Source organism: Streptomyces sp. NPDC101181, from assembly GCF_044767975.1.
GTDB lineage: Bacteria > Actinomycetota > Actinomycetes > Streptomycetales > Streptomycetaceae > Streptomyces.
In genome coordinates this window covers 553,405-565,696 of record NZ_JBIWOX010000002.1, presented here as the reverse complement: position 1 = coordinate 565,696, position 12,292 = coordinate 553,405, and the positions used below count along the sequence as shown (strand labels likewise).

The 12,292-nt window shown below is 72.9% G+C and carries 14 protein-coding genes; 4 read left to right on the top strand and 10 right to left on the bottom strand.

The genetic code is table 11. The features are described from left to right. Nucleotides 1-40: 40 nt before the first annotated feature. The 3 genes from groL to ACIRRU_RS06280 all read right to left on the bottom strand — a co-directional run bounded on the left by groL (nt 41) and on the right by ACIRRU_RS06280 (nt 3,332). The gene (gene groL / locus ACIRRU_RS06290; RefSeq protein ID WP_403676743.1) at nt 41-1,666 is read right to left on the bottom strand and encodes a chaperonin GroEL; all 1,626 of its coding nucleotides are present in this window, start codon (nt 1,664-1,666) and stop codon (nt 41-43) included. A 101-nt stretch (nt 1,667-1,767) separates the two neighbouring features. Continuing rightward, on the bottom strand, nt 1,768-2,076 hold the full coding sequence (gene groES, locus ACIRRU_RS06285; protein WP_363200553.1) for a co-chaperone GroES: 309 nt from the start codon (nt 2,074-2,076) through the stop codon (nt 1,768-1,770). Between the two features lie 356 nt (nt 2,077-2,432). Then, entirely contained in the window at nt 2,433-3,332 is a 900-nt protein-coding gene (locus ACIRRU_RS06280) for a polysaccharide deacetylase family protein (protein ID WP_403676739.1), read from the bottom strand. Nucleotides 3,333-3,497: 165 nt separating this feature from the next. Between ACIRRU_RS06280 and ACIRRU_RS06275 the strand changes: the two genes are divergently transcribed. Beyond that, nucleotides 3,498-4,781 carry a methyltransferase domain-containing protein gene (locus ACIRRU_RS06275; RefSeq protein ID WP_403676736.1) on the top strand — a complete coding sequence of 428 codons (1,284 nt, stop codon included), beginning with the start codon at nt 3,498-3,500 and terminating at the stop codon, nt 4,779-4,781. Between the two features lie 183 nt (nt 4,782-4,964). On the opposite strand, the gene ACIRRU_RS06270 is transcribed toward ACIRRU_RS06275, so the two are convergent. Both ACIRRU_RS06270 and ACIRRU_RS06265 read right to left on the bottom strand, forming a co-directional pair. Beyond that, nucleotides 4,965-5,438 (bottom strand): VOC family protein, encoded by a 474-nt coding sequence (locus ACIRRU_RS06270; protein ID WP_403676733.1) that lies wholly within the window; start codon nt 5,436-5,438, stop codon nt 4,965-4,967. Between the two features lie 136 nt (nt 5,439-5,574). Next, on the bottom strand, nt 5,575-6,186 hold the full coding sequence (locus tag ACIRRU_RS06265; RefSeq protein WP_403676731.1) for a MarR family winged helix-turn-helix transcriptional regulator: 612 nt from the start codon (nt 6,184-6,186) through the stop codon (nt 5,575-5,577). A gap of 159 nt (nt 6,187-6,345) precedes the next feature. Between ACIRRU_RS06265 and ACIRRU_RS06260 the strand changes: the two genes are divergently transcribed. Beyond that, nucleotides 6,346-7,317, top strand: coding sequence for an aldo/keto reductase (locus ACIRRU_RS06260; RefSeq protein ID WP_403676728.1), 972 nt, complete (start codon nt 6,346-6,348; stop codon nt 7,315-7,317). 79 nt (nt 7,318-7,396) lie between these two features. After that, a complete protein-coding gene (locus ACIRRU_RS06255) occupies nt 7,397-8,584 on the top strand; it encodes a Gfo/Idh/MocA family protein (protein ID WP_403676725.1) in 1,188 nt (395 codons plus the stop codon). A gap of 28 nt (nt 8,585-8,612) precedes the next feature. On the opposite strand, the gene ACIRRU_RS06250 is transcribed toward ACIRRU_RS06255, so the two are convergent. Genes ACIRRU_RS06250 through tsaB form a run of 4 tightly spaced genes read right to left on the bottom strand, consistent with a single transcriptional unit; the run spans nt 8,613 to nt 11,192 of the window. Further along, on the bottom strand, nt 8,613-8,885 hold the full coding sequence (locus ACIRRU_RS06250) for a hypothetical protein (protein ID WP_403676723.1): 273 nt from the start codon (nt 8,883-8,885) through the stop codon (nt 8,613-8,615). After that, on the bottom strand, nt 8,882-10,042 hold the full coding sequence (gene tsaD, locus ACIRRU_RS06245; RefSeq protein WP_403676720.1) for a tRNA (adenosine(37)-N6)-threonylcarbamoyltransferase complex transferase subunit TsaD: 1,161 nt from the start codon (nt 10,040-10,042) through the stop codon (nt 8,882-8,884). The genes ACIRRU_RS06250 and tsaD overlap by 4 nt, the downstream gene beginning before the upstream one ends. Beyond that, nucleotides 10,042-10,515, bottom strand: coding sequence for a ribosomal protein S18-alanine N-acetyltransferase (gene rimI, locus ACIRRU_RS06240; RefSeq protein ID WP_363200654.1), 474 nt, complete (start codon nt 10,513-10,515; stop codon nt 10,042-10,044). The genes tsaD and rimI overlap by 1 nt, the downstream gene beginning before the upstream one ends. Before the next feature lie 29 nt (nt 10,516-10,544). Further along, nucleotides 10,545-11,192 (bottom strand): tRNA (adenosine(37)-N6)-threonylcarbamoyltransferase complex dimerization subunit type 1 TsaB, encoded by a 648-nt coding sequence (gene tsaB / locus ACIRRU_RS06235; RefSeq protein ID WP_403677034.1) that lies wholly within the window; start codon nt 11,190-11,192, stop codon nt 10,545-10,547. A 191-nt stretch (nt 11,193-11,383) separates the two neighbouring features. Here tsaB and ACIRRU_RS06230 point away from each other — a divergent pair, with 191 nt between their 5' ends. Continuing rightward, nucleotides 11,384-11,923 (top strand): hypothetical protein, encoded by a 540-nt coding sequence (locus ACIRRU_RS06230; protein WP_403677031.1) that lies wholly within the window; start codon nt 11,384-11,386, stop codon nt 11,921-11,923. Between the two features lie 70 nt (nt 11,924-11,993). Here the strand turns inward: ACIRRU_RS06230 and ACIRRU_RS06225 are convergent, their stop codons facing one another. Continuing rightward, a complete protein-coding gene (locus ACIRRU_RS06225; RefSeq protein ID WP_403676717.1) occupies nt 11,994-12,185 on the bottom strand; it encodes a hypothetical protein in 192 nt (63 codons plus the stop codon). Between the last annotated feature and the right edge of the window lie 107 nt (nt 12,186-12,292).

Below are 12,292 nucleotides of genomic sequence, written 5' to 3'. Positions count from 1 at the left end.
ACGGCGCTCCGAAGGGAGCGGCCGGACGGAACGGGCGGTACTAGTGGGAGTGGCCGTGGCCGCCGTGACCGGCGTCGGCCTCTTCCTCGGCCGGCTTCTCGACGACCAGGGTCTCGGTCGTGAGCAGCAGCGACGCGATGGACGCGGCGTTCTCCAGGGCGGAGCGGGTGACCTTGACCGGGTCGATGACGCCGGCCTTGACCAGGTCGCCGTACTCGCCGGTGGCGGCGTTGAAGCCCTGGCCCTTGTCGAGGTCGGCGACCTTGGAGGTGATGACGTAGCCCTCCAGGCCGGCGTTCTCGGCGATCCAGCGCAGCGGCTCGACGGCGGCGCGGCGGACGACCGCGACACCGGTGGCCTCGTCGCCGGTCTTGCCGAGGTTGCCGTCCAGGACCTTCACGGCGTGGACGATGGCGGAGCCACCGCCGGAGACGATGCCCTCCTCGACCGCGGCGCGGGTGGCGGAGATGGCGTCCTCGAGGCGGTGCTTCTTCTCCTTGAGCTCCACCTCGGTGGCGGCGCCGACCCGGATGACGCACACGCCGCCGGCCAGCTTCGCGAGGCGCTCCTGGAGCTTCTCGCGGTCCCAGTCGGAGTCGGTGGTCTCGATCTCGGCCTTGATCTGGTTGACGCGGCCCTTGACGTCGTCGCCGTTGCCGCCGCCGTCGACGATGGTCGTGTCGTCCTTGGAGACGGTGACGCGGCGGGCGGTGCCGAGCACGTCCAGACCGGCCTGGTCGAGCTTGAGGCCGACCTCCTCGGCGATGACGGTCGCACCGGTGAGGGTGGCGATGTCGCCGAGCATGGCCTTGCGGCGGTCGCCGAAGCCGGGGGCCTTCACCGCGACGGCGTTGAAGGTGCCGCGGATCTTGTTGACGACGAGGGTGGAGAGCGCCTCGCCCTCGACGTCCTCGGCGATGATCAGGAGCGGCTTGGAGCCACCGGCCTGGATGACCTTCTCCAGCAGCGGGAGCAGCTCCTGGATGGAGCCGATCTTGCCCTGGTGGATCAGGATGTACGGGTCGTCGAGGACGGCCTCCATACGCTCCTGGTCGGTCACCATGTACGGGGACAGGTAGCCCTTGTCGAAGGCCATGCCCTCGGTGAACTCCAGGTCCAGACCGAAGGTGTTGGACTCCTCGACGGTGATGACACCGTCCTTGCCGACCTTGTCCATCGCGTCCGCGATGAGCTCGCCGACCTGGGTGTCCTGCGCGGAGAGCGCGGCGACGGCGGCGATGTCGGACTTGTCGTCGATCGGGCGGGCGGTCGCGAGAAGCTCTTCGGACACGGCCCTGACGGCGGCGTCGATGCCCTTCTTCAGGGCGGCCGGGGAGGCGCCCGCGGCGACGTTGCGCAGGCCCTCGCGGACGAGCGCCTGGGCCAGGACGGTCGCGGTGGTGGTGCCGTCACCCGCTACGTCGTTGGTCTTGGTCGCCACCTCCTTGACGAGCTGGGCGCCGAGGTTCTCGTAGGCGTCGTCGAGCTCGACCTCGCGGGCGATGGTGACACCGTCGTTGGTGATGGTGGGCGCGCCGAACTTCTTGTCGATGACGACGTTGCGGCCCTTGGGGCCGATCGTCACCTTGACGGTGTCGGCAAGCTTGTTGACGCCGCGCTCAAGGGCGCGACGGGCGTCCTCGTCGAACTTCAGAATCTTCGCCATGGGCTGTTCTTTTCCCTCTCAAAACGAACTGCGCCCCTCGCCGCCCGGCTAGTTGTTACGCAGGGGGCCAGGGGCGCAGAACACAAGCAGACGTGGGTGACTTACTTCTCGATGATCGCGAGGACGTCGCGGGCCGAGAGGACGAGGTACTCCTCGCCGTTGTACTTCACCTCGGTGCCGCCGTACTTGCTGTACAGGACGACGTCGCCGGCCTTGACGTCGAGCGGAAGCCGCTCGCCGTTCTCGAAGCGGCCCGGACCGACGGCGAGGACGACGCCCTCCTGGGGCTTCTCCTTCGCGGTGTCCGGAATGACCAGGCCGGAAGCGGTGGTCTGCTCGGCGTCGAGCGGCTGGACCACGATGCGGTCCTCGAGCGGCTTGATCGCAACCTTGGAGCTGGTGGTCGACACGATCCGGTCTCCCCCTTCGGAGATCTCACGGGGTTTAACAGTCTGTGGGTGGCGATCGGACCGATCCGTCGTCGCGGGTGCCGGACCTGCCCTGTCGCGCGGTGATGCTGGCACTCTCCCTGGGGGAGTGCCAGAACCGAGACTATGACCGCGATTAGCACTCGGTCAAGCGGAGTGCCAATTCACCACCCGCGCGCCACCCCGGTGACGGTCCTGGCGGCTCGCCGTCCCCCTCGGGCTCCCGGGTCGCCCACCGGCACAACGCGGAGGTGGGACGCGGTGTTCCGGGAACGGCGAACGCGCGCTCGGCAGGGGCTGAGCGCGCGTTCGCGGGACGTACGTGGGAGGGGTGCGGGTCAGACGTAGTCCTCCAGCTTCGCCACCGCGTACCCCTTGTCCGTGATGGTCTTCATGACCCGGCGGACCATGTCGGGCATCGAGCCCTTCCAGTCGCCCTTGCCCCGGAAGTGGGTGAGGACGATGTCGCCGGGGTGCAGGTCCCGGTCCCACTCGCGCCACTCCATGTGGCCGGGGAAGGCCTCGGCGGTCCACAGGGGTACGGCGGTGATGCCGCAGGACTTGGCGGCGACCAGGGTGTCGCGGTTGTAGTTGCCGTAGGGCGGGCGGAAGAGGGTCGGCCGCTTCCCGTAGTGCTTGAGGATCTTCTCCTGCTGGCCGCAGATCTCCTTCTTCTGCCCGGCGTACGACAGACCGGGCAGATAGCGGTGGTTGAGGGTGTGGTTGCTGATGGTCACCCCTCGCTTCTGCATCTTCCTGAAGTAGCCGTAGTCGTCGTTGATGACGTAGTCGCTGACGAACGCGCTGTAGGGGATGTCCAGTTCGGTCATCATCCGCAGCAGTTCGGGGTCCTTCTCCGCTCCGTCGTCCATCGTCAGGAAGACGATCTTCTCCTTGGTCGGGACGGTGGTGAAGACGGGCGGCAGGCCCGCGTCGTCACGGACCTCGAAGCCCTTGCGGGTGGGGATGTCCGGCTTCACCTCCGGCGGCTCGGGCGCCGCGAGAGGGACCTTGGCGAGCCCCCACTTCCTGGCGGCGACGGCCCGTGCGGCCTGCTTGCGCTGGAGCTGCTCGGCGTAGGAGTCCAGGGCGCGGGCCGGGCCGCCCTGCGGGGCCGCCTCGCCGGGCTGCCCCCCGGCCGCGGGCGTCGCGGGTCCGCCGGGGGTCTTGCCGCCGCCCGTCTCCGCCGCACATCCGGAGGCGACGGCGGCGGTCAACAGGGCCGCCAGCGCGACCATGCCCGACCTGTGCCGACTTCTGACGTATTTTTCGTTTTGTCGTACTAGTCGCATGGCGCCGCATCCTGCCAGCCACCCGACCGCCCCCCGTCCCGACACCGCGAGCGGACGGGCCCCGTCCCCCGGGCGGCCCACAGGAACCCGGCCCGGCGCGGCTGGCTCACAATGGACCGGGTGAACGCATCGACGCCCCCCGCCTCCTCCCCCTCGGCCGACGACCCCGCACGCGCCGCCTTCGCCGCGCTGCGCACCCCCGAGGGCGAACAGCTGCTGGCCGGGCTGCGCGACCACGACCCGGCCGACGAACTGGCCACCGCGACCCGGCTGCGCCGCACGCACCCGGCGGAGCTGGTGTCGGCGGCGCTGGGGCAGGCCCGGCTGCGGCAGCGGGCGGTCGCGAAGTTCGGGGCGGGGGACGCCCACCGGATGTACTTCACGCCGAACGGGGTCGAGCAGGCCACCCGCACCTCGGTCGCCGCCCACCGCGCCGCCCGGTTCGCCGCGCTGGGTGTGCGCAGCGTGGCGGACCTGTGCTGCGGCATCGGCGGCGACGCGATCGCGCTGGCCCGCGCCGGGATCTCCGTCCTCGCCGTGGACCACGATCCGCTCACCGCCGAGGTGGCCCGCGCCAACGCGGCCGCGCTCGGGCTCGGGGACCTGATCGAGGTGCGGTGCGCCGATGTCACGGAGACCGACACCTCCCCGTACGACGCGGTCTTCGTGGACCCGGCGCGGCGCGGCCGGACAGGTGGGGCCGCGCGCGGCGCGTCGGGCAGGGGCGGCGGCCGGGCGACGGGCGGGCGGATCTTCGACCCGGAGGCCTATTCGCCGCCGCTCTCCTGGGCCACGGCCGCCGCGCTGAAGGCCCCCCGGGCGGCGCTGAAGATCGCGCCGGGTATCCCGCACGAGGCGATCGGCCCGGAGGCGGAGGCCGAGTGGATCTCGGACGGCGGGGACGTGAAGGAAGCGGTGCTCTGGTACGGGGAGGGCGTCGAGCCCGGCACGTTCCGGGCCACGCTGCTGCCGTCCGGCGCCACACTGACCGCCCCCGCCCCGCTGCCCGCCCCGCCGGTGGGCCCGGTCGGGCGCTATCTGTACGAGCCGGACGGGGCGGTGATCCGGGCACGTCTGGTCGCCGACATCGTGGAGCGGTGCGGCGGGCGGCTGGTGGACGAGACGATCGCGTACGTCACGAGCGACGCCCCGTACTCCTCCCCGTACGTCGCCGGGTACGAGATCACCGATCAGCTGCCGTTCAACATGAAGAGGCTGAAGGCGCTGCTGCGGGAGCGCGAGGTGGGCGTGCTGACCGTCAAGAAGCGGGGTTCGCCGGTCGAGCCGGAGGAACTGCGCCGCCGGATGAAGCTGAGCGGTCCGGGCTCGGCGACGGTGTTCCTGACCCGGGTGGCGGGCGCCCCGACGATGCTGCTCGGACACCCGCTGCGCTGACCGGGACGCGGGGCGGGCAGGCGCGGGGCGGGCAGCTGCGGGGCGCCCTCCCGGTGGGGCCCCGGCCGGGCGGGAGGGCGCTCCGGCGGGCCTCCTCGGGATGGGCTCAGGCCGGGCAGGGGCTTCGGCCGGGCAGCCGCAGGGCCCCCTCGGGGTGGGCCGGTCAGCGCGGCCGCCGGGTGTTCACGCGTCGCGCAGCGCCTGGATGTCCAGCTTCGCCATGCCCAGCATCGCCTTCATCGTCCGTTCCGCCTTCGCCGCGTCCGGATCGGCCAGCAGCCTCGGCAGTTCCTCGGGGACGATCTGCCAGGAGACGCCGAACCTGTCCTTGAGCCAGCCGCACCGGCCCTCCTCGCCGCCCTCGGAGAGCGCGGCCCACAGCCGGTCCACCTCGGCCTGGTCGGCGCAGTCCACGGAGAGCGAGATGGCTTCGGTGAACGGGAACTGCGGTCCGCCGTTGAGCCCCAGGTACTCCTGGCCCGCGAGCCGGAAGGCGACGGTCAGCACCGACCCGGTCCGGCCCGGGGCCTCCTCGCCGTAGTACGTGATGTCCAGGACGCGGGAGTCACCGGCCTCGCCGCCGAAGATCCCGACGTAGTGCTCGGCCGCCTCCTTCGCCTGGCCGTCATACCAGAGACAGGGGGTGATCTTCTGCATGGCCTTCTCCTCGTCGAGCCGTCCACGCGTCCGGGCCGGGCGGCCGGGACGTCGTGGAAGGTAGACCGCCCCCGGGTCCGGAACTCATCGGGAGACCAGGGGATCCCCTCCACCCCGCGCACCCGGGTCCCGGGAGTCAGGGACCGGTGTCCGCCGAGGTCGCGGCCGGGGCCCGGGGCGCGCCTCCCGGGTCGGGCGTCCGGCGGTTGACGGCGGCGTCGACGGCGGTCCCGATGCGGCGCAAAGCCGCCAGTTCGCCGGGGCCGAGGCCGTCGATCAGGTACTCCCGGACCGCCGCGACGTGCCCCGGCGCCGCCGCCACGACCGCCGCGCTCCCGGCCGCCGAGAGCGTCGCGCTCGTCCGCCTGCCGGAGCCGGGAAGCCGGGCCCTGGACAGCAGTCCGCGCTTCTCCAGCCGTCCGACGACGTGCGACAGCCTCGACAGCGAGGCCGACGTCCGCGCGGCCAGGTCGCTCATCTGCAAGGTGTGCTCGGGCTGCTCGGACAGCACCGAGAGCACCATGTACTCGAAGAAGGTCATGCCGGACTCACGCTGCATCCGCGCGTCCAGGGCGGCCGGCAGGCTGATCATGATCGCGGAGTTGGCCAGCCACGCCGCCCGCTCCTCGTCGTCCAGCCAGCGCGTCCCACCGTCCGGGCCCACGGGATCCCCGCCCCCGGCGGCCCCGGCCCTGCTCGACGGCGGGCGACGCACCGCCTGGCCCGCATCCGTTCCGGTATCGGTCATGGGTCCACCATAGAGCCGCTTATTGACGCGTCAAGTTCCAAGGTGTACTTCTTGATGCATCAAGTTCACTCCGCTCTCCGGCGGCCGTGCGCCGCGAGGCCCCGGGCGCCGGGCCGGGTCACGGAGTGGGCCCGTCGTCGATCCAGAAGGGAACTCCCCATGCAGGTCACGTCATTGGGACCGGTCCAGGTCTCCCGTATCGGACTCGGGGCCATGGGAATGTCGGCGTTCTACACGGGAGCGGGCCGGGACGACGCCGCGTCCGTCCGGACGATCCACCGCGCCCTGGACCTCGGCGTCACCCACCTGGACACCGCCGAGGTGTACGGCCCCCACGTCAACGAGGAGCTGGTCGGACGGGCGATCAGGGGCCGCCGGGACGGCGTCGTCGTCGCCACCAAGTTCGGCCTCCTCTCCCCCACCGGGCGGCCCGGCCCGGACAGCACTCCGGCCGCCGTGCGCGTCGCTGTCGAGGGTTCGCTGCGGCGGCTCGGCACGGACCGCATCGACCTGTACTACCAGCACCGGGTCGATCCCGGGGTCCCCATCGAGGAGACCGTCGGGGCGCTGCGCGACCTGGTGGCCGAGGGCAAGGTGCTCCACATCGGACTGTCGGAGGCCTCCGCGTCGACCATCCGCCGGGCGCACGCGGTCCATCCCGTGGCCGCGGTCCAGTCCGAGTACTCGCTGTGGACCCGCGACGTGGAGGCCGAGGTGCTGCCCGCCCTGCGGACCCTCGGCATCGGGCTGGTGCCGTACGCGCCGCTGGGGCACGGTTTCCTCACCGGCGGCGTCCGCAGCCTGGACGGCCTCGACGCCACCGACTGGCGGCGCACCAACCCCCGGTTCACCGGCGCCAACCTCGCGCGCAACCTGCGCATCCTCGACGAGGTGCGCGCCGTCGCGGACGAGGCCGGGGCGACTCCCGCGCAGACCGCCCTCGCCTGGCTGCTCGCCCAGGGCGAGGGCATCGCCCCCATCCCGGGGACCACCCGGGCCGAGCGGGTGGCGGAGAACTGCGCCGCCGACGACGTCCGGCTCGGCCCGGACCAGCTCGCCCGGCTGAACGCACTGCCGCCGGCCTCCGGCGAACGCCATGCCGAACCCGACATGGCCGCCGTCGACCGGTGACCGGAGCACCGGCGACATGAACACCGCTACCGGGACACCGCTGACCGGAGCACCCACCCCACCTGGAGCTGTCCACCTCATGAAGAGCACCGACGAGAACACCGGCAAGAGCAGCGCCGAGAACACCGGCGAGAGCAGCGACAAAAGCACCGACGAGAACAGCGAAAGGCCCAGCATGAACAGCGATGTCATCCGCGTCGGCATCATCGGCGCCGACACCCGGGCGAGTTGGGCGGGGGCCTCACACGTCCCCGCGCTGGCCGCGCAGCCGGCGTTCCGGCTGGCGGCCGTGGCGACGCGGCACGAGGAGAGCGCCCGGAACGCCGCCGAGGCCTTCGGCGCCGAGCGCTGGTTCGCCGACCCCTACGAGCTGATCCGTGACCCGGAGATCGATCTCGTCACCGTGGCCGTCAAGGTCCCGGCCCACCGCGACCTCGTCCTGGCGGCCCTCGCGGCGGGCAAGGCCGTGTACGCCGAGTCCCCGTTGGGGGCGACCGTCGCGGAGGCGGAGGAGATGGCCGACGCGGCCGGGTCGCTGCACACGGCGATCGGCCTCCAGGGCAGGCACAACCCCGCTGTGCGCCGGGCGGCGCGGCTCATCGCCGAGGGCGGGATAGGCCGTCCGCTGTCGGCGCGCGTCTCGGCGACCACCTTCGGCAACGGCCCGGAATCGTCAAGCGCGTACGCGTACTTCGACCGCGCGGCCTCGGGCGCGGGCTTCCTGCCGATCGCCGCGGGCCATGTGCTGGACGTGGTCGAGGCGGTTCTCGGCGAGCTGGCCGGGATCGACGCGCGCACGGAGCTCCTCTGGCCGCGGGTCACGCTGGTGGACACCGGTGAGCTGTCCGTACGGGAGGTGCCCGACCACCTCGACGTCATCGCCGGGACCGCGTCGGGTGCTCCGGTCGGCGTGCAGATCCTGGCCGGGGTGCCCGCGCCCGAGGCCCACTTCCGGCTGGACGTCCGGGGGTCGGAGGGCTGGCTGCGGCTGACCGGGAACCATCCCGCTGGCGTTCAGGTCGGGGACCTCACGCTCACGTCGAGCGCGCCCTTCGCCGCGCCCGACCGGCCCGTCGCCACCGGTGCCGGACCGACCGCCGCCGACATCTGGACCGGCGCGTCCATCAACGTGGGCGAGGTGTACGCGGGCCTGGCGCGGGACATCGCGCACGGGACCCACCAGACACCGGGGTTCGCCCACGCCGTCCACAACAGCCGTCTGATCGCCCGGGTCGAGGAGGCCGCGCGCACGGGCCTGCGCCAGTGACGCCCGGCCCGCCGCCGCCCCGCTCCCCTCACCCCACGGCTTCGAACCGCCACCGGTGCACGGGCCGGGTGATCAGGGCGGCGTCGGGCTCCGGCAGCTCGGGGAGGTCGTCGGCCCAGGACGCGCCCTCCCACCACGTCATCACCAGGACCCGGTCCTGCGGGGCGCGCAGCAGCTCGTGGCGGTGCGGCTCGCGGGCCAGCTCGGCCGACCGGGCCCGCGCCCACTCCAGCAGTTCCCCGCCCCGGCCCTCGACGGCGCGGGCCTCCCACATCAGGACGATGGTGGTGTCACCGCTCATGAGTAGAGGTTGTCCTTGCTGATCTCGTGCACATGGTCGTGATCGTGCACATGGTCGTGCGCGTGGCCATGGCCGTGCGCGGAGTCGTGGCCTTGCGCGGGGTCGTGGTGGGCTCCCGGCACGTGCGGCTCGGTGACCGGGAGCGAGGAGTCCGCCGAGAGCTCCAGGTCGGAGGGGCGCCGGTTGCGGGCGACCATCTCCGCGCCGAGCGCCGCGACCATCGCGCCGTTGTCGGTGCACAGGCCGGGGCGCGGCACCCGCAGCCTGATGCCCGCGCGTTCGCAGCGCTCCTCGGCCAGGGCGCGCAGCCGGGAGTTGGCCGCCACACCGCCGCCGATCATCAGGTGGTCGACGCCCTCGTCCTTGCAGGCCCGCACCGCCTTTCGCGTGAGCACGTCCACCACCGCCTCCTGGAAGGACGCCGCCACGTCCCGTACCGGCACCTCCTCGCCCGCCGCGCGCTTCGCCTCGATCCAGCGGGCGACGGAGGTCTTGAGGCCGGAGAAGGAGAAGTCGTACGGGGCGTCGCGGGGGCCGGTCAGGCCGCGCGGGAAGGCGATGGCCGCCGGGTCGCCCTCCCGGGCGAGGCGGTCGATGACCGGGCCGCCGGGGAAGCCGAGGTCCAGGACCCGGGCGATCTTGTCGAAGGCCTCGCCCGCCGCGTCGTCGATGGTCGCCCCGAGCGGCCGGACGTCGCTGGTGATGTCAGGAGCCAGCAGCAGCGAGGAGTGGCCGCCGCTGACCAGGAGCGCCATGGTCGGTTCGGGCAGCGGGCCGTGCTCCAGCTGGTCGACGCAGATGTGCGAGGCGAGATGGTTCACCCCGTAGAGCGGCTTGTTCAGGGCGTACGCGTACGCCTTGGCGGCCGAGACGCCGACGAGCAGCGCGCCCGCGAGCCCGGGGCCCGAGGTGACGGCGATCCCGTCGAGGTCGCGGGCGGCGATCCCGGCCTGCTTCAGGGCGCGCTCGATGGTGGGGACCATCGCCTCCAGGTGGGCGCGCGAGGCGATCTCCGGGACGACGCCCCCGAAGCGGGCGTGGGTGTCGACACTGGAGGCGACGGCGTCGGCGAGCAGGGTCGTGCCGCGCACGACGCCGACGCCGGTCTCGTCGCACGAGGTCTCGATGCCGAGTACGAGGGGTTCGTCGGCAGCCATCATTCCGTCCCGTTGTCCGTAACGTCTTCGTGCAGGGTGAGGCGCATGACCAGGGCGTCGACGTTCCCCGGCTGGTAGTAGCCGCGCCGGAAGCCGATCGGCTCGAAGCCGAAGCGCTCGTACAGTTTCTGCGCCCGGGTGTTGTCGACCCGGACCTCCAGGAGCACGGTGGCGCTCTCGAAGGCGGTCGCGGCCTTCAGCAGGTCGGTGAGGAGCGCGGAGCCGAGTCCGGTGCCCCACGCCTCGCGGCTGACCGCGATGGTCTGGACGTCGGAGAGGTCGCCGAGCGCGGCGAGCCCGGCGTATCCCACGATCCGCCCGGTGCCGGGGTCCTCGGCGACGACATAGCGGCGGGTGGCGCCGGGGCCGCGGGCGTGGGCCAGCTCGGACCAGAACATGCCGGGCGACCAGGCGTCCTCCGGGAAGAGGGCGTTCTCCAGCTCCAGCACCGGCTCGATGTCCCACCAGCGCATCTCGCGCAGGACGGCGGTGGCGGCGGCGCTCACTTGGGGGTGACCACCTTGTAATTCTTGGGGACCTGCGCGTCGGGCCTGCGCAGGTAGAGCGGCTGCGGCGGGTCCAGCTCCCGCCCGGCGGCCAGCCGTTCGGCCGCGAGCGCGGCGAGCGCCCCGGCGGCGACGTGCTCGGGTGCGCGCGCGTCGGGGAAGGCGTCCGGGTAGAGCACCGCGCCCGCACCGGCCACGGGCAGCCCCGCCAGTGCGGCGGCGATGTCGGCGGGCCGGTCGACGGAAGGTTCGCCCGTACGGGTGCGGGGGTTCTCGTACCGCGCCCAGTAGACCTCTTTGCGGCGGGCGTCCGTCGCCACGGCGAAGGGCCCCTCCAGGCCCTCCTGTCCGGCGGCGTAGGCGAGGCCGTCCAGGGTGCACAGCCCGTGGACCGGTACGGAGAGGGCGGAGCCGAAGGTGGCGGCCGTGACCAGGCCGACCCGCAGTCCGGTGTACGGGCCGGGGCCGGTGCCGACGACGATGTCCGTCACGGCGCCCAGCTCCGCCCCGGCCTCGGCGAGGACGCGGTCGACGGCGGGCAGCAGCAGCTCCCCGTGGCGCCGGGCGTCGACCTGACCGGAGGCGGCGAGGACGGACGTGCCGTCGTGGAGGGCGACGGTGACGGCGGGTGTGGCGGTATCCATGGCGAGCAAGAGCACGCGAACAGCCTACGGCTCCGCCGACGGCGTTACCGCGCCCGTACGGCGTCCCGGGCGGCGGCCCCCCGGCTGCTACCGTCACCGGGTATCCGGGGTACGACGTAAACGCTTGTACGACATGCGGCGGACGGCCGCCGAAAGGGGAGTTCACGGTGGCAAGGAGCAGCTCGGGAATCGTGGCCGGGCTCACCGCCGCGGCCGTCGCCGCGGTCGCCTTCCTCGCTTACCAGGCCTCGGCGAACGCCCCCGACTCGGTGGCCTCCTCACCGGGTCCGAAGAGCTCCGCGTCGGCGTCGGCCCAGCCCTCCGCGAAGCCGAGGCCCCCGGCCGAGCCGCTCGCGGTCCCGGCCGCGTCCGGCCAGGGCGAGCGGGTGGTCTACGCCCTGAAGGACCGCCGGGTGTGGCTGGTCGGCGAGGACGACAAGGCGAGCCGCACGTTCCGGGTGATGCCGAGCCCCATCAGCCCGCCGCCGGGCAGCTATCGGGTCTCCTCGCGCTCGGGCACGGTCCAGGGCTCGGACGGCGTGCCGATCGAGCACGTGGTGCGGTTCGCGAACGTCGACGAGGTGGCGATCGGCTTCAGCGCCGCGCAGGACGGCTCGATGGTCGCCCCGGACCCGGGGTCGAAGACCGGCGGCGTGCGGATGAAGCGTCCGGACGGCGACGCGATGTGGACGTTCGCGACGGTCGGCGCCAAGGTCGTCGTCGTCCCGTAGCCGCCGGAGGCCGTCCACCGGCCGCCGCCCCGCCGTCCCGTAGCCGCTGAGGCGCGGCTGCGGGGCGTCGTTACGCGGCGTGCCCGCGTACGGGGGTGTCCGGCGGGTATTCCTCGTGCGCCGCGTCCGGATCGCTCGGGGGCGGGGTGGAGACCGCCGAGGCCGCCGCGCACGAGGCCAGCAGGTCCTTCATCGACAGGGCGGAAGGGACGGGCGTCGGCGGCTGCTGCCGCGGCTGCTCCGCTCGCTGGGGCGTCGGCATGGATGCCTCCTGGGGCTCCGGTGGAGGTCGTGGTTAGGTAGACCTAACCAGGTCTCGTCCCCATGTGACCACGACCACGGCCTCTCACGCAACAATTTACCGACGCC

Coding starts and splice junctions, on each gene's coding strand:
- groL (WP_403676743.1), bottom strand. CDS start 1,666: ATGGCGAAGATTCTGAAGTTCGACGAGGACGCCCGTCGCGCCCTTGAG.
- ACIRRU_RS06280 (WP_403676739.1), bottom strand. CDS start 3,332: ATGGTCGCGCTGGCGGCCCTGTTGACCGCCGCCGTCGCCTCCGGATGT.
- ACIRRU_RS06275 (WP_403676736.1), top strand. CDS start 3,498: ATGGACCGGGTGAACGCATCGACGCCCCCCGCCTCCTCCCCCTCGGCC.
- ACIRRU_RS06270 (WP_403676733.1), bottom strand. CDS start 5,438: ATGCAGAAGATCACCCCCTGTCTCTGGTATGACGGCCAGGCGAAGGAG.
- ACIRRU_RS06265 (WP_403676731.1), bottom strand. CDS start 6,186: ATGACCGATACCGGAACGGATGCGGGCCAGGCGGTGCGTCGCCCGCCG.
- ACIRRU_RS06260 (WP_403676728.1), top strand. CDS start 6,346: ATGCAGGTCACGTCATTGGGACCGGTCCAGGTCTCCCGTATCGGACTC.
- ACIRRU_RS06255 (WP_403676725.1), top strand. CDS start 7,397: ATGAAGAGCACCGACGAGAACACCGGCAAGAGCAGCGCCGAGAACACC.
- ACIRRU_RS06250 (WP_403676723.1), bottom strand. CDS start 8,885: ATGAGCGGTGACACCACCATCGTCCTGATGTGGGAGGCCCGCGCCGTC.
- tsaD (WP_403676720.1), bottom strand. CDS start 10,042: ATGGCTGCCGACGAACCCCTCGTACTCGGCATCGAGACCTCGTGCGAC.
- rimI (WP_363200654.1), bottom strand. CDS start 10,515: ATGCGCTGGTGGGACATCGAGCCGGTGCTGGAGCTGGAGAACGCCCTC.
- tsaB (WP_403677034.1), bottom strand. CDS start 11,192: ATGGATACCGCCACACCCGCCGTCACCGTCGCCCTCCACGACGGCACG.
- ACIRRU_RS06225 (WP_403676717.1), bottom strand. CDS start 12,185: ATGCCGACGCCCCAGCGAGCGGAGCAGCCGCGGCAGCAGCCGCCGACG.